Below are 18,541 nucleotides of genomic sequence, written 5' to 3'. Positions count from 1 at the left end.
TGCGGCTGATCGGCCAGGCATGTCAACGGCCCTGGGTGGAGCTTTCTCCGGAGGTGCGGTGCGGCCCTACGGACGCCGTCCGGTGCACGCCACCTCATGGAGGTGGCCGATGAACACCGCTCGCTCCTCGGGCCCGAGAGGGCCCAGCAGAGCGGACTGCACGGCCTCCACCGGCCCCGTGAGGGAGCGCAGCGCCGACCGCGCCGGCGCGGTGAGCCGCACCCGCGCCCGCCGCCGGTCCTCGGCCGAGGTCTCCTTCGCGACCCACCCCTGGGCGCCGAGCCGGGCGACGATGTCGGCGGTGCTCGACGAGTCCAGGGAGGCGGCCTCGCCGATCCGTGACTGGTCGGCGGTGCCGAGCCGGGCGAGTGCGGCGAGCACGGCGTACTGCGGCCCGGTCACGTCCGGCACGGTGGCGCTCCACAGGGTGGTGTGCACCTGCTGGGCGCGGCGGATCAGATAGCCGGGTGCGGCCCGCATGAGCAGGACGCCGTCCTCGTGCCGCTGCCCGGCGACATCGGCCTCCTCGATCCGCGCGACCCGGCCGAGCCGTTCGGTGAACTCCTGGCGGTCGGACGCGGGCAGTGGGCCCAGGATGTCCCGCTGGACCGAACGCGCGGCCTCGGTGACCTCGGCCAGTCGTTCCGCCGATCCGTCGGTGAGGGTCAGCAGCCGGCGGCGGCCGTCGTGCGGATCGCGAATCCGATCCACCCACCCCTTGTCGGCGAGCCGTCGCACCACGTCGGCGACGGTGGACTTGTCCAACGAGGCCAGCTGCCCCGCCCGCCGCTGGTCGACGTCGTCCCATCCCGCGACAGCCACCAGCGTCGCGTACTGCGGTCCGGTCAGGCCGTCGACCCGCGCGCCCCACAGTTCGGTGTGCACCTGCTGCGCCCGGCGCAGCAGATGTCCCGGGGCCGATTCCGGCGGCACCACGGGCGCCGGCTCGGACGGTCGCCGGACGTCACCTCGCGCGTCGTGGACCTCGACCGCCCCCGCCGCCACTGGCTCGACCACGTCCACAGCCCCCTCCCTGGACGAAAACACGTGTACGGAGTATATCGACCGCTGGGCCCCCGTCGCTGACACGCCTATGGCTGGCACATAGCTTGGCAGGCAATTACTCCGTGTACGTATGACACGGCGGCGCCTCGGGCACGGGCACGGGCACGGTCACCCGGTGGATGCTCGGCATCGAGGCCCCGCCGCTCTGGAGGTACCCGCTCTCGGTGAGATTCCCGGACTACCGGGGCCCGGTCGACCGCTGGCAGATCATCCGCTTCACCGCACCGGCCACCATCTGCATCGACGTCGACGTCGGCGTCGCCAAGGCCGGCACCGGCGCCCCCGAGGGCGACCGCGGCCAGGGCGTCAACGGATACGTCCTCAACACCATGTGCCCCACCGGCCCCAAGAGCTGCCGGTACCTGTGGGCCATCGCCCGGAACTTCGCCACCGACAGCCAACGGATCACCTCCGAACCGCGGGAGGGAGCCGCCGGTGTCTTCGCCGAGGACGAGGCCATGCTCAACGCCCAGCAGACCGCCATCGACGCCAACCCCGGCCACGACTTCTACAACCTCAACATCGACGCGGGCGGCATGTGGGCCCGGCGGCTGATCACCGCGATGGTCGAACGGGAGCGGATGTGAGCCTCAACGTCACCCGCGACTGGCAGATCTGCGCGATCACCGCCAACACCCCGACCGCCACCGCCGTCCGGGCGGTGTCCCTGCGCTTCCCGCAGGCGCCGCCCGATCCGATCGAGGGCGGCCACCTCGACGTACAGGTGATGGTGGACGGCCGCCCCGAGACCCGGTCCTACTCGATCGTGCGCCGAGACCCGGACGACCCACGCGTCCTCGTACTCGGCGTCCAGGCCGCGACCGGCTCCCGTGGCGGTTCCCTCGCCATGCACCGCCTCACCCCGGGCAGCCGGATCCGGGCGACCCAGCCGCCGGTGACGTTCCCCTACGTCCCGTCGGAGCGGCCGACCCGCCTCCTGGCCGGCGGTATCGGCGTGACCGCGCTGATGGCGATGGCCGACACCACGGCCCGGCGGCCCCCGGCGGGCGGATACCGCGTCACCTACCTCGCCCGCTCCCGCTCCCGCATGGCCTTCCTGACGGACCTGACCGCCCGCCACGGCGACCTCCTCGACGTACACGTCACCGACGAGGGCACCCGGCTCGACATCCCGGACTACGTACGCGCGTGCCCACCGGACACCGTCCTGTACCTCTGCGGCCCCCTGCCGCTCGTCGACGCCGTCCGCACCGCGTGGAGCGCCGAGGGCCGCGACCCGCAGGACTGCCGCTCGAGACGTTCGGCACCACCGGACGCTTCCCCACGGGCGCGTTCACCGCCCATGTACCGGCCCTGGGCCTGACCGTGACGGTGGACGCCGGACGCTCACTCCTCGAAGCGTTCGAGGACGTCGGCGCGGAGGTCCTCGCGGACTGCCGCAAGGGCGAGTGCGGAATCTGCCGCATCCCCGTACTGGCGGTGCAGAACGGCGTCATCGACCACCGCGACGTCTTCCTCTCCGCCCGACAGCGGGCGTCCGACACGTGGATCTGCCCCTGCGTGTCCCGAATCCACGCGGACGCGGACGGCGCGGGCGTCGTACATGTCGATCTGCCCTGACCGTCCGCCTGGGACTCAACGCACGTACGGGGAGCGGGACTTGGCGGGGCCCTCCCCGCGGGCTCTCTCAGGGAGAGGAAACCCTCAGGCCGCGCAGCCGTCCGGTGTTGTCGAACGACCCGAAGCCCACCCGGCCGGAGGTGAGGGTGGTGTCGACGGCGGTCATCAGCGGCCGTTTCGCGCCGTCGACGTAGACCGCGATCTCACCCGTGCTCGCGCAGCGCACCACCCGCACCTTGTGCCAGTCGGTGTCGGTGACGGCCGGTGGGGCGCCCGTCGTGCCGTTCCACTGGTCGTCGACGCGCAGGCGGTCGGTGTCGTTGACGACGAAGACACCGTTGTGCGGGTAGATCGTGTTGTCCTGGGACAGGTGGGCGTAGGAGAACCTCGTGTCCGACTGGTGGTCGAAGACGATGATCACGTCCCGGTTGGTCGTCTCGACGGGGGTGTCCATGCGGACCTCCGCGTCGATCCGGACATCGCCGTACGCCGCCGGGCCCGCCGTCAGTACGGCGTACCCGGACGGGCGGCGCGGGCCGGGGCGCTGGACACCGGCCTCCGCGAGAACGGCCTCCCGGCCCGGGAAGCGCCACTTGGACGGGGTGACGGGGGCCCAGTTCCGGCCGTCCATCACGTGGGTCAGGCGGGAGCCGGTCGTGTCGCAGGAGGCGAAGGCGCGAGTGCCGGTGATCTTCCAGATCTTGCCGTTGGCCTTCGACAGCAAGTACAGCTCGCCTTTCGCGTCCCGGCCGAAGTGCAGGTCCACCCGGGGGCTCTGGGCCAGGTCCCGCATCGTGACGCGCTTGCCGCTCGCGTCGTACAGCATCAGGTCGTACAACTGCGCCAGTTGCCCGCTGTCGCGTCGCATGTCCTTGGTGTCGGCGAAGAGCAGGCGTCCGTCGACTATGTCTCCGAAGATGTACTTGCCGCGTAGCGCGGGCAGGGCACTTCCCCGGTAGACGAAGCCGCCGACAACCGCCCGGCCGACGTCCGACGTGCAGTTCCAGTCGGCGGGCGGGTCGTGGTCGTAGGCGACGACCGGGTAGGTGTAGCCGTACTTCGCGTCGTCCTCGGGGAGGGGGAGGATCTGGTCGCAGGGGTCGGTGGCCCTCTTGTCGAAGACGAACGGGCCCTCGCGTTCGCTCCAGCCGAAGTTGTCGCCCGCGCGCACCTCGTAGACCGACTCGACGGCATGCTGGCCGATGTTCCCGACGTACATTCGGTGGGCGCCCGCCGGGTCCCAGCTGAAGCGGTGCGGGTCGCGCAGACCGTACGCGTAGATCTCGCCGATGGCGCCGGGGGTGGCCGTGAACGGGTTGTCCGGCGGGATTCCGTACTCGCCGTTGGTGCTGTTCGTGCCGCGCGGGTCTATGCGCAGGATCTTGCCGTGGGGGAGGGCGAGGCTCAGCGGCTCGCTGTTCCTGGCGCCCTGGCCGCCCTCACCGACCGCGAGGTACAGCAGTCCGCGGTCGGGGGCGTGGCGGCCGGCCGTCGGGTTGAAGTCGATCTGCTGGATGCCGTGGACCGGACCCGCGAAGCCGATGCGCAGGATTTCGCGGCGGGTGCCGGCGAAGGTGTCGGCCGCGGGGTCGGTGGCGGTCCACTCCGTGACGACGCCGTGGTAGACGGTCGTCGCCTGTTGCCGGTGGTCGGGGACGGCGGTGGTGGCGGAGGCCAGTTCGGTGTGCACGGTGTAGAAGCGGCCGTTGCGGCGGAAGTCGGGGTCGAAAGTGACGAAACCGAAGCCCTGGCCGAGGCCCCGGCTCGCGAAGAACGCGGGGGAGAAGGTGGCGGCGATGTCCAGATAGAGGTGAGGGGTGCCAGCGCCGTCCCGTGAGTCCCGGACGAAGTACAGCTTGCCGTTGAGGTCCGGTACGGCCTTTCGGCCCGAGCGGTCGGGAAGTTCGCCGAGGTGGTTGATGCGGGCGTACCGCATCAGCCGGGGGTCGGTGACCGGGCCGGGCGGTGGCTCGGTCTTCGGGAAGGCGGCGTACTCCTCGACGGTCAGCCCGATGCCGGAGGCGGCGGGCCGCTCGGGGATGGGGTCGGTGAGGGGTCCGGCAGCCGCCGCGCGCGCCGTGCCGGGGAGGGCGACCAGGGCCGACAGCAACAGCGCGAGGACGACCAGGGGGAGGGGGATCAGTGAGTGGGCTCGGCGTCTGAGGGCCGGAGATGCGGCCATATCAAGGTCACTCCTTTTTGTGAACGTGCGTCGTCAGCGGGCGGCCGACCACCGGTACTGCGCCCGGATCCGGTCGTCGCCCACCGCGCTGTCCAGGAACATCAGGCTGTCCATGCGGCAGTCGCAGGGATTGCGTTCGGCGGTGTTCTGCGGAAAGCTGCCGCCGATCTTGATGCCCCGGGGGTCGGTGGGCGAGGCACGGTGCGGGCCCGGCCCCGCGAGGTCCCAGGGGTCGCCGGGAACGGTGTAGGAGCCGGCCAGCCGCCGGCCGTTGCGGTACAGAGCCATCGCTCCCGTGCCGAAGTCGAAGGTGGCGGCCAGGAAGACCCACTCGCCCACGGGCAGCAGGGTGCGCCAGTCCTCGGAAGCGGCGAACGTCTGCGAGGCCGACCCGTCCACACGTCGGCCGAGGGCCACGAGCCGCAGTTCGCCGCCCACCTCGATGATCTCCAGCAGGCCCCGCACCGCGTGGCCGTCGGAGTCCCCGGACAGCACTCCGGCCAGACCCACGGCGCCGTAACGGTCGTCCGGGGCAGCCGTGTTGCTGTTGAGGGCCGGGTTCGGGCCGGTCATCTTGAACCAGCCCATCACCGTCATCCCGTCAACCCCGTTGAACGCCCGGAGCGTCGGCACGCCGGACGGCCCGTACACCCCCGCCTTCCAGTCGTCGTTGCCCTTCGCGTCCGGGGCGACCTGCCGCACCTGGAGCGAGACCCGACTGCCCCGGTGCGCTCCGTCGTACGTCCGCGTCCGCGCCCCGCCGCCGACCAGGTCGATGTCGGTACGGGCGAAGCCCAGGTCACGTTCGCGGGCCGGGTTGCCGGGGACCGGGTGCTCGAAGTCGTAGTACGCCGCCAAGTGAGGGCGGAGGGAGGGGAGTACGGGGCCGGCCCCTGCCCCGGAGGGTGTCGCTGCCGTGGTGGTGAGGGCGGTCAGCAGCGCGGCGACCGTCGCCGTGACCGTGTTCCGTCTGCTGCGCATCAACGGTCTCCTCGGAGTCCGGCGGAGTGATCGGAGTGATCGGAATGGTCGGAGCGGTCGGACTCATCGGCGAGCGGGCCGCCCGCCCAGATACAGCTCGCCCAGCTGCGGATCGGTGAGCAACTCCCGTCCCGGGCCCGCGATATGGACCCGGCCGAGGTCGAGGACACAGCCGGTGTCGGCGGCCTCCAGGGCGCGCCGCGCACCGAGCGAGCCAGCGCCGGCCGCCACCCCGTCGCGGAAGCGGAAGCGGAAGCAGAAGCAGAAGCAGAAGCAGAGCCAGAGCCAGAGCCAGAAGCAGCCACAGTCACTGGCGCTCCTTCCGGTCGCCGTGGTCGATCGCGTCGAGCAGCGACCACAGCACGTCGCACTTGAAGGCGAGGGCCGCCACGGCACGCCCCTGGTCGGCCTCGGAGCGGGCCCAGTCCAGTACGAGCCCCAGTGCCTCGCCACTGTCCTGCCGGCCCTGGGTCTCGCGAGTACGGAAGTACGCGAGCCCGTCGGCGTCGATCCACCGATAGTGCCGCTCGAACGCGGCGATACGCGTGCGCATGATCCCCGGCGCCGACAGCTCGGTGAGGGAGGCCGCGACGGCTTCCAGCGGGGAGCGGAGCCGGCAGAAGTTGACGTATCCGTCCACCGCGAGCCGTACGCCGGGCAGTACCCCCTCCCCGGACAGCAGCCCGGCCCGGTCGAGCCCTGCGGCCTCGCCCAGCCTCAGCCACCGCTCGATGCCGCCCTCGCCCTCGGCCCGGCCGTCGTGCTCCTCGATCCGCCGCAACCACATCCGGCGCAGCCGCGGGGTGCCCCAGCTTGGCCAGGACCAGGGTGTCCTTGACGGGGATGTGCCGCTGGTAGTGGAACCGGTTGAGGATCCAGCGACGTAACTCGTCGGGGCTCAACTCCCCTTGATGCATACGGACGTTGAAGGGGTGGCAGTCGTGGTAATGGTCCCGGGCCACTGTTCTGAGCTGATCCTCGAAGCGCTGTTCCTCGAAGCTCACAGTCGGATCACCATTCCGTCTCCGGCCACCTCGATGCCCCGGTCGGCCAGTCGCTTGTGCTGCGGTGCGCTCGGATCGACGAGGGGGTTGGTGTTGTTCAAATGGGTGTAGAGACAACGGGCGCGAAGCGGCGCCAGGCGCTCGGCGGTGCCGCCCGGTCCGTCGATCGGAAGGTGCCCCATACCGGTCGCGGTACGGGTGGAGATGCCGGTGCGCCGGGGTTCCTCGTCGTCCCAGAAGGTGCCGTCGACGATCACGCAGTCGGCGTCGGCGACAGCGGACTCCAAGGCGTCGGGCCAGACGGCCAGGGCGGGGGCGTAGACGACCGTCGTCCCGGTGGCGCGGTCGGTGAGAAGCAAAGCCACGACCCACGAATCCCCGTCGGGTATGGGCAACTCGGCCGCGTAGCGGGGGCGTTTGGCGGATACGGGGATCGCGCTGATCATGAGGGGTGAGGGGGCCGTCGAGTCATCGGTGAGCGGTGCGGGCCGCTCCAGTGGCAGTTCGCGCCAGGTGAGCGGGGTGTACGGCCCGAGAACGGCATCCAGCCGCAGCCCGGTGAGCAGCGCCTCGCGCACCGACCCGGTCGCGAGCAACTCCACTCCACCGGCACCGGCTTCGCGCAGCCGGGCGATGCCGAGGGTGTGGTCGAGTTCGGCGTCGGTCAGGATCAGCCCGGCGACCGGGGTCCGCCGCGCACCAGGACTGGAACCAGAACCGGGTCGCAGGGAAGAGCAGGTCTCGATCTGGTCGCCGATGTCGGGGGTGGCGTTCACGAGGTACCAGCGGTCCTCCGACGCCTGTACGGCGAGCGAGGCGTGGCGGCGCCGCCAGTGCGGATGTGCACGTGCCCCGGAGCAGCCGGGACACGCACAGTTCCACTGGGGTACCCCGCCGCCCGCCGCGGTGCCGAGCACGTGCGGCAGCACGGCGGCGGGCTAACGGTCGCTCAGGAAATACGCGGTGACCTCCAGCGCGGTCTCGACGACCACGAAGTCGGGGGTCTGCCAGCTCGGAGCTTCCTCGTCGACCTGCTGTACGGATTCGGTCATGTGCCGTACCTGCCTTCCGCTGTGGGAAACCTGTGGTGCAGCATCGCCAGCATCCGGCAGCCCGGTCAATGGGTCGTCACTAAAGTGATCCGATCTCTCGTTGGCCGAAAACGAGAACCTCAAGGTCGGCCACTGTCGGGCATATTGGCGAAACCACAGGTGAAGCGGGAATCGAACATCGATTCACCAGTTGAAGGTATGAACCTTTGGCTTTAACCGCCCTTGACCCTCGATCGCATACCTCCTACCTTCCGGAGGGCTTCATGACACCCCCCACAGCGAGGAGTTCGCCCATGCGCGCATTCCGAACCATCACCACGGCCGCTGCCGTGGCCGCTCTCACCACAGGTCTGCTCGGCGCCGCGGCCGGCACCGACTCCGTCCCGTCGGCCGTCCGAACCGTCTCCTCCGGCTGGACCGTCCCCTGGGGCCTGAGCTGGCTGCCCGACGGGTCGGCGCTCGTCACCGAACGGGACTCCTTCAAGCTGTTCAAGCTCACCCAGGCGGGCACCAGGACCGAGATCGGCAGGGTGCCCAATGTCGTGACCACCAGCGGCGAGGGCGGCCTCCTCGGAGTGGCGGTCTCACCGACCTGGAACAGCGACCACCACGTCTACCTGATGCACTCGGCGGCCTCCGACAACCGCATCGTCCGGATGACGTACGACGGCTCCTCGCTCAGCGGCTACACGGTCCTCGTCACCGGCATCGCCAAGAACAGGTACCACAACGGCGGGCGCGTCAAGTTCGGCCCGGACGGCCACCTCTACGCCACCACGGGCGATGCGCAGAACAGCAACCTCGCGCAGGACAGGAACTCCCTCAACGGGAAGATTCTGCGGATGACGAAGGACGGCAAACCCGCCCCCGGCAACCCGTTCGGCACGCTCGTCTACTCCCTCGGCCACCGCAACCCCCAGGGCCTCACCTGGGACGCCCAAGGCAGGCTCTGGGAAGCCGAGTTCGGCAACAGCAGGTACGACGAACTGAACCTGATCGAGTCCGGCAAGAACTACGGCTGGCCGGTCTGCGAGGGCAGTTGCTCCACGTCCGGTATGACGAGCCCCCAGCGGCAGTGGGCCGTCAGCGAGGCCTCCCCGAGCGCGGTCACCTACGCCGACGGAGCCCTCTACATGGCGGCGCTGCGCGGCGAGCGGCTGTGGCGCATCCCGGTCAGCGGCACCAGCGCCGGCACCCCCACCGCGTACTACACCACCCAGTACGGCCGACTGCGCACGGTGGAGAAGGTCCCCGGCGCGAACGCCCTGTGGCTGTCCACCACCAACGCCGACAACAACGGAGGCGAGCCGGACGGCGCGGACAAGGTGTTCCAGGTCGATCTGCGGTAGCTCACGACGGGCGACGCGTCGGACTCCGGGGCCCCGGGGACGCGAGCGCGAGAGGATTCGGAGACCGCGGTGACAACCAACAGGGCCTCCTGGCGTCGCCGTCCGGGATCGCCACCCCGGGCGGCCGGGAGGCCCTGCCACTGCGCCCGGAAGCAGCCGGACCGGTGGGGCGCGGCGGACGTCACGCGGACGACCGGGTGAGCCTGACGGCCACGGCGTCGAGGACCCAGTCGAGGCCGGTCGCGAAGGATGCCTCGGCGTCCACGTCCGTCGCGTCGTACACCGCCTTGGCCAGCGCGGGGAAGCGGCCCGTGGCCAGCATGCTCGTCACATGCGGACCGGAGGCGCGCTGCCAGTCGAGCTCGGACAGGCCCGTGGCGCGCTCGGCCCGCAGGTTCTCGATCTCGCGCCTGATCGCGCCGTTGGAGTAGGCGCTGACGGTCTCCACGGCCCGCATGACGGTGTCGATGTCGGCGAGGCCGTCGAGGGCCGCCAGCGTGGCCTCGGTCACGGCGAGACCGTTCGGGCCGAGCGTCGGGCGGCCACCGAGCAGGTCGGCCAGCCACTCGTGACGCAGTGCGGTCCGCCTGGTGCGGTGGGCGAGGGCACTCAGCGCCTCCCGCCAGTCACCGGGCCGCTCCTCGGGGAGGATCTCGCCCTGGACCTCGTCCACCATGAGGTCGAACAGTCCCTCCTTGGTGGAGATATAGCCGTACAAGCGCATGGGACCGGCGTCCAGCCGGGCGGCGACCTTGCGTAGGGCTGGGGCAACTCGCCCTGGACAAAGCCGGGTTGCTGACGGAGTTCCAGGCGCTGTCCCGTCCCGAGGGGCAGGCCATGCGCATCCTGGACACGGACGGGACCGTCCTGCGCGACTGGCGACCCCGCCCGGACGAACGGGCCAATCCCGAGATCGACCGCGGGCAACTCCGTGACCTGCTGCTCGGCCCTCTCGACGTCCGGTGGGGGCGGGGTGTGGCGAAGGCGGTGCCGGGGGTCGGCGGCGGCGCGGTGGTCCATTTCGTGGACGGGCGGCAGGAGACGTTCGACCTCGTCGTCGGCGCGGACGGCGCCTGGTCCCGGGTCCGCCCGGCGGTCTCATCGGTGACACCGCACTACACCGGCGTCACCTCGGTCGAGACCTCCCTCGACGACGTCGACACCCGCCACCCCGACCTCGCCCGGTTGGTCGGCGACGGTTCCGTGGCCGTGTACGGCGTCAACCGATCCCTCGTCGCCCAGCGCAACAGCGGCGGTCACGTCAAGGTGTACGCCCAGTTCCGCGCGCCGCTCGACGGGCACGCAGACCTGGACTAGGCCGACGTCGAGGCCGTACGAGCGAGCCTGCTGGCCCTGTTCGACGGCTGGGCCGCCCCCGTCCGCGACCTCCTCCGCCACGGCACGGCTTTCGTCCACCGCCCCCTCTACGTCCTTCCCGTGTCCCACACCTGGCCCCACGTCCCCGGAGTGACGCTCCTGGGCGACGCCGCCCACCTGATGCCGCCCCTGGGGGCGGGCGCGAACCTCGCGATGCTGGAAGGCGCCGAACTCGCCGAGGCCGTCGTTGCCGCCGCCGCTACCGGTCCCGGCGAACTGGACGAGGCCGTCCACGCCTTCGAGGAGCGGATGTGGGCACGCGCCGCGAGGTGGGCGAAAATCACCACGGCAGGCCTGGAACGCCTGGTGAGCCCGGACCCCTCCCAGGCCCTCGCCCTCTTCGACGAGGTCCAGCCGTCCTGACCACCGGAAGCGAAGGCCCCCGCGACCGTCCTCGTAGCGACTGGCCTCGTTGCCACCGTCCTCGTCCTCGTCCTCGTCCTCGGCGTCTTCGACACGACCGCGTCACGACAGCAGCATGCGCGTCCACGCCACGGCCAGGAGCGTGCAGGTGAGCGCGAACAGGCTCTGGATGACGGCGGTGACCGGCATCCTCAGGAGGCCGTGCACGACCGCATGGGTCGCCGCCAGGGCCGGAATGCCCCAGACGGCGAGCCACATCAGGACGGGGACATCGCGGGAGCGCGCGGTTGAGGAAGAGTCCGGTGGCTGAGCGGTGCCCATGCCGATCATCACCAACAGCATCGTGGCGACCACGACGATGATGACGTCCGCGGCCAGGAACAGCAGGGCGACCGCGATGTCCATGAGCAGGGAGGGGCGTTCACGGGTCTGGGGAGGCGCCGGAGTGTCCTGGTCGTCCTCGGGCGGTGAGGCCATGGCAAGACTGCACCACGGAATGACCGGTTCGGCACCGCACGGGATCGCATCGCGGCCCGACTGTGATCAGCCGTCACCACGACTCGCGGGGCCGGACCCCTGAACGGCGGCCCGGCCCCGCGAGAGCGGGCTCACACGCGGTCGGCCGCGATCAGGACGTACTGGAAGGAGCCGTCCCGGTAGGACTCGATGAACGCCTCCTCGATTCCGGTGACCAGCGAGGACGTCGCCCGCAACTCCCAGTACGGCAGGGTGTCCGAGGTGAGGTCCACGATGGTGTGCGGCACGAGCCGGTTGTCGGCCATGGCGCGCAGATACTCGCGGCGGGAGTGGATGTTGCACTCGAAGTGCGCGTTGATCTGGGAGACCCACTTCGACGGCTGGCCGTAACGGGGGTTCCAGCAGCCGGTGATGGTCACGTACCGGCCGCCCGGCTTCAGGAAACGCGAGTGCTCCGCGAACAGGTCGTGAAGGTCGACGTACATGGTCGACTCGTTGTTCCACGAGGCCGCGACGCTGCCCTTGTCGAACGGCGTGTCGAGCATGTTGCACACACGGGAACGGACACGGTCGTCGATACGGAGTTCCCGCGCCCGGTTGTTGCCGAAGTCGGCCTGGGTGGCGGACAGGGTGACCCCCTCGACCCTGCTGCCGAAGCGCTGGTGAGCCATCACCATGGAGCCGCCGCGCCCGCAGCCGGCGTCGACGAGGGTGTCGTCCGCACCGACGCCGCCGAGGTGGTCCAGGAGGAACTCCGCCTGCGCCGACTCCAGCCGGTGCAGCTCCGCGATGAGCTTCTTCTCGTACTCGCTGTGCGCCGGGTCGCCGAGCGCGGCGTGGTCCACGGCGCCGATGCCGTAGTGATGGTGGTAGAGCCCGTCCACGTCACCGAGGCGCAGGTTGACGGGCCGCGCCTCGTTGTTCCAGTAGCGGGCGATGTCCCCCTGGTACGGCGACGCCGGAGCCGGGATCTTCGCGGTGACGGCGGACGTGGCGGCGGACGCGGTGGCGGACAGGGCGGCGGACGTGGCAGTGGTCTCAGTGATCACAGAAAGTATCCGTTCTTTACCAGAAATCGGGCAGGGTGTAGCGGAAGGTATTGGTGCGGTGCCAGTCGTGGTTGCCGTCGACCCAGGCGGCCACGCCCCTGAGGAACCGCAGCACGGTGGGCAGCGGGCAGGCCCGCGCCAGCTCGGCCGCGGCGGCCTCGAAGGCGTGCTGGAGTTCGTTGTGGACCTCGACGGCCTTGAGATAGGCGTCGCGCTCGGACAGCTGCTCGCGCTTCGCGATCACCACCGGCAGGTTCAGATGGAGGCCGGGGCTGTCGAGTTCCTTGGTGTACGAGTACAGGTCGTTGACGATGGTCGTCGCGTTGCCCGCGAGGGCGATGACCCGCTGCATGTCCGGCCGGGCGTGCGCGTCCGCCGGCAGTTCGTAGCCGCCGACGGCGTCGGTGATCGTGGGACAGGGGCGGAAGTTGTTGAACTGACGCATCGCCAGGTACTCCCACACCTCCGGCACATGACCGGTCTGCGCCCACGCGGCCTCGGCGAGATAGCCCATGTGCAGACGGGCCATGTCATGCCGGTACCGATCCGCCTGGGAGGGTGTGGTCGCCCGGACGAAGTAGTCCATCGCGCTGCGGTACGCCCGACGCGGGGCGTCCGATCCGAGCGACTCCTGCCACGCCGGTGCGTACTCCGCCGTGCTGTGGACGTGATCGAGCGCGGTGTGCGCGAGCAGGAGGCGTCCGCCGAGACCGACGGGTGACCCGCCGTGGTCCTCGCAGTAGCAGTCGTCCACCGCGTTCTCCGCGACCATCAGCCGGGTGGCCAGCATCAGATGGTCGACCGTGGGGGCGTCGGGGTGGCAGGCGACCATGTAACGGCCGACGGAGAAGCCGTCGAACTGCCCCTCCCACTCCTCCGGATAGAGCTGGACCTCGTCCTCGGCCCAGCGCTTGATCCGGCGGCTCACCTCTTCGACACGCACCGGGTCGGGCTCCGGGACGGGGTGGTGATACAGACCGGGAACGGCTCGCCCCTCGGCGGGCGGAACGGGTGCCGGGGACTCCGGCGCCGGCAGCGCGGCCCTGTACCGGTCGGCCAGGGCGAGCGCGGTCATGCCCAGCCCGGTCGACCCGCGCAGGATTCCCTGAAGCGCGGAGTCGGGTGCGGGTGCGTCCGCCGATTCCCGTACGGCGGTGCCGGTGCTCTTGGCGGGTGCGGGTGCGGGTGCAGGCGCCGGTGCGGGGGCGGGAGCCGGTGGCGGACCGGGCGTCATGACCGCCGGATGCAGTGCTGCCAGAAAGCCGGAGGCGATCGGTGCGACCGGGAGGTCCGGGATCACCGGCGCGGGGGCGTCCGGCAGGGCCGTGTGCGGCGTCGGCCGCTGCTCAGGGGGTGAGGACCCGAGGGGCCCGGAGTCGGGCATCGGTAGCTCCTTGCTGCGGTGGGGCGGGTGCTCCGCCGTATTGCTGCGGTGGGGTGGATGCTTCGCCGTGCGCGCGGCGGATCAGGCCGTAAGCCCGTAAGCCCGTAAGCCCGTAAGCCCGTAAGCCCGTAAGCCCGTAAGCCCGTAAGCCCGTAAGCCCGTAAGCCCGTAAGCCCGTAAGCCCGTAAGCCCGTAGGCGCGTCAGCCCGAAGGCCCGTCAGCGCGTAGGCCCGTCAGCGCGGGGCGGGGGCGATCTGGACGTTCTCCATCACGCCGAGGGCGTCGGGCAGGAGCACCGCGGCGGAGTAGTAGGTGCTGACGAGGTAGGAGATGATCGCCTGTTCGTTGATGCCCATGAAGCGCACGGAGAGGCCGTCTTCGTACTCGTCCAGCAGCCCGGTCCGCCACAGGCCGATGACGCCCTGGTTCTTCTCGCCCGTGCGCATCGCGATGATGGAACTGGTCTGTTCCTTGCTGATCGGGATCTTGTTGCACGGCAGGATGGGGACCCCGCGCCACGCGGGGACGGACTGCCCGCCGAGGTCGACATGGTCGGGGTAGAGACCGTGGGCGTTGAAGCCACGTCCGATGGCGGCGATGGTCCTGGGATGGGCGAGGAACAGTTTGGTGCCGCGTCGCCGGCAGAGGAGATCGTCCATGTCGTCCGGGGTCGGCGGGCCCGAGCGGGGTTGGATGCGTTGCTTGAAGTCGGCGTTGTGCAGCAGCCCGAACTCGCGGTTGTTGATCAGCTCGTGTTCCTGGCGCTCACGCAAGGCCTCGATGGTGAGCCGGAGTTGCTCCTCGCTCTGGTTCATCGGACCGTTGTAGAGGTCGGCGACCCGGGTGTGGACCCGCAGAACGGTCTGCGCGACGGACAGTTCGTACTCGCGCGGCTCCAGTTCGTAGTCGACGAAGGCGCTCGGCAGGTCGACCTCGCCGACGTGACCTGCCGTCAGCGCGATCTCGGCCTCGCCGTGCTTGTTCTGCCGCTGCCGTGTGCGGGAGCCGAACCGGTCGACGTGGGCCTGGAGACGGGGCGCGGAGGCCCGGACGGCGGCGAAGCCGGCACGGGAGAGGGTGAGGAGGGTACCGGCGGTCTCGGCGGTGACCGTACGGTCGTGGCGGGCGTCGGGGTCCAGCAGGGCGTTCTCACCGAAGTGTTCGCCGTCCGAGAGGACCGCGATGGCGATCTCTCCGCCGTACTTGCCCTCGGACGTCTGGCCGACCCGGCCGTGGGCGATCAGATGGATCCCCTCGGCGGGGCTGCCGCGCTCGACGAGGACTTCGCCCGCCACGAAGTCGCGCTGTGCGCAGCGGTCGGCGAGGGCGGTGAGGACGTCCGTGTCCTCGAATCCGCGCAGCAGGGCCAGTTCACCGAGTTCCCGGGGGATCACCCGGACCGTGGCGCCCTCCTGGACGAATGCGACGCGCCCGTCGCCGACGGTATGGCGCAGTCGCCGGTTGACCCGGTAGGCGCCACCCTCGGCCTCGACCCAGGGCAGCATCCGCAGCAACCAGCGGGAGGTGATCTCCTGCATCTGCGGGGCGGACTTGGTGGTCGTGGCGAGGTTACGGGCGGCGGCAGTACCCAGGGACTGCTGCGGTGCGTCGGATGTGGTCCGAGCTTCCCGGACGCTGTCGACGGACATCGAGGGCTTTCTCCTTGCACGGCGGGTCGTCCGGCGCGCAGGAGTGCGCCGAACGAAGGACACGGAGGAGTTGGGGGCGGGCGAGAAGGATCACAGGAATCCGTCCACCTGCAGAAAGTTAGCCGCCGGACTGGCCGCATCCACCAGGGAGACAAGATGCTTACCTCGAAGCAGTGATAATCGGTGCAATGCGGTTTATCGGCCCGTTATGTGTCAACGCCCCGTACCACCGGACCCTTACGGCCGTCACCGCCGCACCCCGTCCGGCCGGGCCCGTGGATGTCAGTGCCGGGGGCCATACTCGTGCCGCAGATGCCACACGGGCACCGCGACACGAGGGGAGCGACATGGCTGAGGTGCTGGTCTTCCACCACGGACACGGGCTGACCACGGGCGTGCGCGAGTTCGCCGAGCGGTTGCGCCGCGCCGGACACACCGTCCACGCCCCGGACCTGTACGAGGGGCACGTGTTCGACAGCCTTGAGGAGGGCATCGGCTACGGCCGGAGCGTCGGCTTCGACACGATCGCGGCGCGCGGAACGGCCGCCGCGGAACAGCTGCCCGCAGAACTCGTCCACGTCGGATTCTCCCTCGGCGTCATGTCGGCACAGCGACTGGCCCAGACCCGCCCCGGTGCGAAGGGCGCACTGCTGCTCGAAGCCTGCGTCCCGGTCTCGGAGTTCGGCGACGTCTGGCCCCAGGACGTCCCGGTCCAGGTCCACGGCATGGACGCGGATCCCTTCTTCGCGGGGGAGGGCGATGTGGACGCCGCTCGCGCGCTCGTCGAGACCGCGGCGGACGCCGAGTTGTTCCTCTACCCCGGCGACAGACACCTGTTCACCGACAGCAGTCTGCCGTCCTACGACGAACAGGCCGCGCAGCAGGTCAACGATCGCGTGCTCGCCTTCCTCGACCGCGTCAAGTAGGTCAGCGACCACCTGCCGCTGTCCGCGTGGTGAACCGCTCGCGGGCCCGCGGTCGACGTAGCCAAGCCTCATCACCGGCGTTAGCGTTTCCCCCGGAGCCTGAGCTGCGACTGCCGGGCAAGGGCGCGAGGGCGGGGGGATGGGGGAGTGGGCATGGGCAACTGGGCTGTGACGGTGCAGTACTCCTACGGTGAGGCGTACAGGACCGAGTTCATCTGCCGTGGGCGGGAGACGAAGGACGAGGCCCTGAAGGCGCTCCGCGCTGCCGTCCACACGTATGTGCCGAGCCGGAGCATCATCGAGAAGCGGCGTCAGGTGTACCGCTTCGCCGACCAGGAGACGTACCTGGTGGTGATCAAGGGCAAGCTGACGGAGTGGGAGTGCACTCTACGCGTCGCGGAACTGGTCTCGGACTCGACCGACCCGACCGTGGCCGAGCGGGCGCGGATGGAGCAAGGCACGGCGGAAACGGCGGACGGCCCACAGGACCGGATCCCGCCCGGCTATTGAACGGCGGACCGAGTTCCCCTGCTCGTCGGCGGCGATGTTGCGCTCGGCCGCTGTGTCGTCCAGCACCGCAGCACCGAAAGCGGATCGTCGCGCCACGGCCGGGAAGGTAGCCATGTTGTTCGGGTCGCAGACCGCATTCGGTTTGGAGTTCCACGTCGAACGGGACCCGGGGCTGCTGTGCGTCGACGTCTTCATCGGCGGGCTCCACGCGAACACGTGGGACAACGCGTTCTACCCACCCCTGCTGGTCAAGAAGCTCAAGGACGAACTCGAACGCTTCCGCACGCCGACCACGCCGCCGAACGGCTTCACCTCGCCGTCCGAGGCCTTCCGCATCGCCGAGAACTGGATGCACGCCGATACCGATACCCATACCGCACACGGCGCCGAAGCGGCACTCGCACGCTGTGCGTTCCTGGAGTGGGGAGAGTGCACCGACGACGTCACAGCGTTCGCGTTCCCCGACGGGGACCGGATCCACCTCGCCTGCCGAGTACGCGACGACGGCGGCGCTGCCCGGGACACCGAGCCCCGGCGCGAGCCGACGGTGGCGACGGTGAACCGAACGCTGTTCGTCGACACCCTGGAGAGCGGCCTCACCGTCGCCGAACGCGAATGGTCCGCCCGACTCGCCGCCACCAAGGCCCGCACAGACACCTGCGACGCCGAGGATTTGCCCAACGTACCTTCTCTATAAGCCTCTTCCGCAGGCCCGTCGGGAAGGGCACTGAAACAACAGCGGCTCCTGCACGCGCGCCGCAAGGTTCGGCCCGCCAGTACGAAAACGGACACGGGCGGGCGGCGCTGAGCGGCTTTCTTCGTCGGCATGTCCGTCGACCTCGTGGGAACGATGCACGCCCCCGTGCCCCTGGACCGGCTCGTCGCCACGGCCCGGGAGACGTGGGCGCGGTTGCTCGGTCTGCGCACGGTCCCCGGCATCGACGTGATCACCGACCGCAGATTCGTTCAGGGACGCCTCGTCGACGCGGGCCGGCCTCTCGCGCCCCGGGAGCTGGGCACCGTACTGGTCGGCGCGTGCGGTGGCGAGTCCCCGAGCGGGCTCGACCTCGCCTTCCGTGTCGCCGGATCGGGAGACACGGTCGGACTCATCGAGTGGGACCCCTGCGAGTCGACGGACCAGTCGACGGATCAGTCGACGGACCATGAGCTTCGGCAGGGGCACCGTGAACCGGTGCACGCGGTGTTCAGCCCCACGCGGACGTGTGTCGGCGTCGTGACCGCGACGGCCCTTGCGCTGGCGGCGGGAAGCCTGGGCGGCGGCGAGTTCGCCGACGCCGAGATACCCATGCTGGAACCGTCCGAGCCGGACCCCGCACGGATGATCGAGCGCACTCGGCTGCCCGACCGAGGCGACGACCGCACCGCACGGTGCGAGCGCTTCATGCGTCAGTTCACCCGACTGAACGGCTGGCCCCAGGAAGCGCGGCTGCCACCACCCAGGGGATCGGTGAGGACACCACGGGCCCCCGCGCTCACCGCGCCCACATCGCCGCCGTACGACGGCAATCCCGGCCCCCCGACCACCGATTGAGCGCTCCGGTCCCGTATCCACCTCGTACTCCTGGGGCATG

At 70.4% G+C, this 18,541-nt stretch carries 18 protein-coding genes and 3 pseudogenes; 9 read left to right on the top strand and 12 right to left on the bottom strand.

What is annotated here, in order from left to right:
- Positions 1-66 precede the first annotated feature (66 nt).
- Complete coding sequence (locus F9278_RS00555; RefSeq protein WP_193241326.1) at positions 67-1,017, bottom strand: MarR family winged helix-turn-helix transcriptional regulator; 951 nt, start codon at positions 1,015-1,017, stop codon at positions 67-69.
- Positions 1,018-1,175: 158 nt separating this feature from the next.
- Between F9278_RS00555 and F9278_RS00550 the strand changes: the two are divergent.
- The 3 genes and pseudogenes from F9278_RS00550 to F9278_RS46025 all read left to right on the top strand — a co-directional run.
- Positions 1,176-1,652, top strand: a pseudogene (locus F9278_RS00550) (hypothetical protein); the annotation flags it as partial.
- A complete protein-coding gene (locus F9278_RS00545) occupies positions 1,649-2,389 on the top strand; it encodes a ferredoxin reductase (RefSeq protein WP_193241325.1) in 741 nt (246 codons plus the stop codon). The pseudogene F9278_RS00550 and the gene F9278_RS00545, both read left to right, overlap by 4 nt.
- 8 nt (positions 2,390-2,397) lie before the next feature.
- Entirely contained in the window at positions 2,398-2,646 is a 249-nt protein-coding gene (locus F9278_RS46025; protein ID WP_193241324.1) for a 2Fe-2S iron-sulfur cluster-binding protein, read from the top strand.
- Between the two features lie 67 nt (positions 2,647-2,713).
- Here the strand turns inward: F9278_RS46025 and F9278_RS00540 are convergent, their stop codons facing one another.
- The 6 genes and pseudogenes from F9278_RS00540 to pqqA all read right to left on the bottom strand — a co-directional run bounded on the left by F9278_RS00540 (position 2,714) and on the right by pqqA (position 7,865).
- Positions 2,714-4,828: a PQQ-dependent sugar dehydrogenase gene (locus tag F9278_RS00540; protein WP_152166471.1), complete on the bottom strand. Its 2,115-nt coding sequence runs from the start codon at positions 4,826-4,828 to the stop codon at positions 2,714-2,716.
- A 33-nt stretch (positions 4,829-4,861) separates the two neighbouring features.
- A complete protein-coding gene (locus tag F9278_RS00535) occupies positions 4,862-5,809 on the bottom strand; it encodes a LamG domain-containing protein (RefSeq protein ID WP_152166470.1) in 948 nt (315 codons plus the stop codon).
- A gap of 63 nt (positions 5,810-5,872) precedes the next feature.
- Entirely contained in the window at positions 5,873-6,040 is a 168-nt protein-coding gene (locus F9278_RS00530) for a hypothetical protein (protein WP_226966552.1), read from the bottom strand.
- A 76-nt stretch (positions 6,041-6,116) separates the two neighbouring features.
- Positions 6,117-6,813 (bottom strand): annotated as a pseudogene (pqqC, locus tag F9278_RS00525) (pyrroloquinoline-quinone synthase PqqC).
- Entirely contained in the window at positions 6,810-7,742 is a 933-nt protein-coding gene (pqqB, locus tag F9278_RS00520) for a pyrroloquinoline quinone biosynthesis protein PqqB (RefSeq protein WP_152166469.1), read from the bottom strand. The pseudogene pqqC and the gene pqqB overlap by 4 nt, the downstream one beginning before the upstream one ends.
- Positions 7,743-7,751: 9 nt before the next feature.
- The gene (gene pqqA, locus F9278_RS00515; RefSeq protein ID WP_152166468.1) at positions 7,752-7,865 is read right to left on the bottom strand and encodes a pyrroloquinoline quinone precursor peptide PqqA; all 114 of its coding nucleotides are present in this window, start codon (positions 7,863-7,865) and stop codon (positions 7,752-7,754) included.
- A gap of 293 nt (positions 7,866-8,158) precedes the next feature.
- On the opposite strand from pqqA, the gene F9278_RS00510 reads away from it, so the two are divergent.
- The gene (locus F9278_RS00510; protein ID WP_152166467.1) at positions 8,159-9,214 is read left to right on the top strand and encodes a PQQ-dependent sugar dehydrogenase; all 1,056 of its coding nucleotides are present in this window, start codon (positions 8,159-8,161) and stop codon (positions 9,212-9,214) included.
- A gap of 181 nt (positions 9,215-9,395) precedes the next feature.
- Here the strand turns inward: F9278_RS00510 and F9278_RS00505 are convergent, their stop codons facing one another.
- Entirely contained in the window at positions 9,396-9,938 is a 543-nt protein-coding gene (locus F9278_RS00505; protein ID WP_152166466.1) for a TetR/AcrR family transcriptional regulator C-terminal domain-containing protein, read from the bottom strand.
- Here F9278_RS00505 and F9278_RS48395 point away from each other — a divergent pair.
- Positions 9,926-10,954: pseudogene (locus tag F9278_RS48395) on the top strand (FAD-dependent oxidoreductase); the annotation flags it as partial. The gene F9278_RS00505 and the pseudogene F9278_RS48395 overlap by 13 nt on opposite strands.
- Before the next feature lie 102 nt (positions 10,955-11,056).
- On the opposite strand, the gene F9278_RS00495 reads toward F9278_RS48395, so the two are convergent.
- From F9278_RS00495 to F9278_RS00480, 4 genes are all read right to left on the bottom strand, one after another.
- Positions 11,057-11,431 carry a hypothetical protein gene (locus F9278_RS00495; protein ID WP_152166465.1) on the bottom strand — a complete coding sequence of 125 codons (375 nt, stop codon included), beginning with the start codon at positions 11,429-11,431 and terminating at the stop codon, positions 11,057-11,059.
- 131 nt (positions 11,432-11,562) lie between these two features.
- Positions 11,563-12,447 carry a geranyl diphosphate 2-C-methyltransferase gene (locus F9278_RS00490; protein ID WP_152173606.1) on the bottom strand — a complete coding sequence of 295 codons (885 nt, stop codon included), beginning with the start codon at positions 12,445-12,447 and terminating at the stop codon, positions 11,563-11,565.
- Positions 12,448-12,496: 49 nt separating this feature from the next.
- Positions 12,497-13,864, bottom strand: coding sequence for a family 2 encapsulin nanocompartment cargo protein terpene cyclase (locus F9278_RS00485; protein WP_152166464.1), 1,368 nt, complete (start codon positions 13,862-13,864; stop codon positions 12,497-12,499).
- Positions 13,865-14,097: 233 nt separating this feature from the next.
- Positions 14,098-15,513: a family 2B encapsulin nanocompartment shell protein gene (locus F9278_RS00480; RefSeq protein WP_152166463.1), complete on the bottom strand. Its 1,416-nt coding sequence runs from the start codon at positions 15,511-15,513 to the stop codon at positions 14,098-14,100.
- Positions 15,514-15,860: 347 nt separating this feature from the next.
- Here F9278_RS00480 and F9278_RS00475 point away from each other — a divergent pair, with 347 nt between their 5' ends.
- From F9278_RS00475 to F9278_RS00460, 4 genes are all read left to right on the top strand, one after another.
- Positions 15,861-16,439 carry a dienelactone hydrolase family protein gene (locus F9278_RS00475; protein ID WP_152166462.1) on the top strand — a complete coding sequence of 193 codons (579 nt, stop codon included), beginning with the start codon at positions 15,861-15,863 and terminating at the stop codon, positions 16,437-16,439.
- A 153-nt stretch (positions 16,440-16,592) separates the two neighbouring features.
- Positions 16,593-16,949: a hypothetical protein gene (locus tag F9278_RS00470; protein WP_152166461.1), complete on the top strand. Its 357-nt coding sequence runs from the start codon at positions 16,593-16,595 to the stop codon at positions 16,947-16,949.
- A 52-nt stretch (positions 16,950-17,001) separates the two neighbouring features.
- The gene (locus F9278_RS00465; protein WP_226966551.1) at positions 17,002-17,646 is read left to right on the top strand and encodes a hypothetical protein; all 645 of its coding nucleotides are present in this window, start codon (positions 17,002-17,004) and stop codon (positions 17,644-17,646) included.
- Positions 17,647-17,775: 129 nt separating this feature from the next.
- Positions 17,776-18,501, top strand: coding sequence for a hypothetical protein (locus tag F9278_RS00460; protein WP_152166460.1), 726 nt, complete (start codon positions 17,776-17,778; stop codon positions 18,499-18,501).
- Positions 18,502-18,541: the final 40 nt, after the last annotated feature.

Source organism: Streptomyces phaeolivaceus (assembly GCF_009184865.1).
Classification (GTDB): domain Bacteria; phylum Actinomycetota; class Actinomycetes; order Streptomycetales; family Streptomycetaceae; genus Streptomyces; species Streptomyces phaeolivaceus.
Note: the sequence above shows the minus strand (reverse complement) of the source record. Positions and strands in the feature narration are given on the sequence as shown.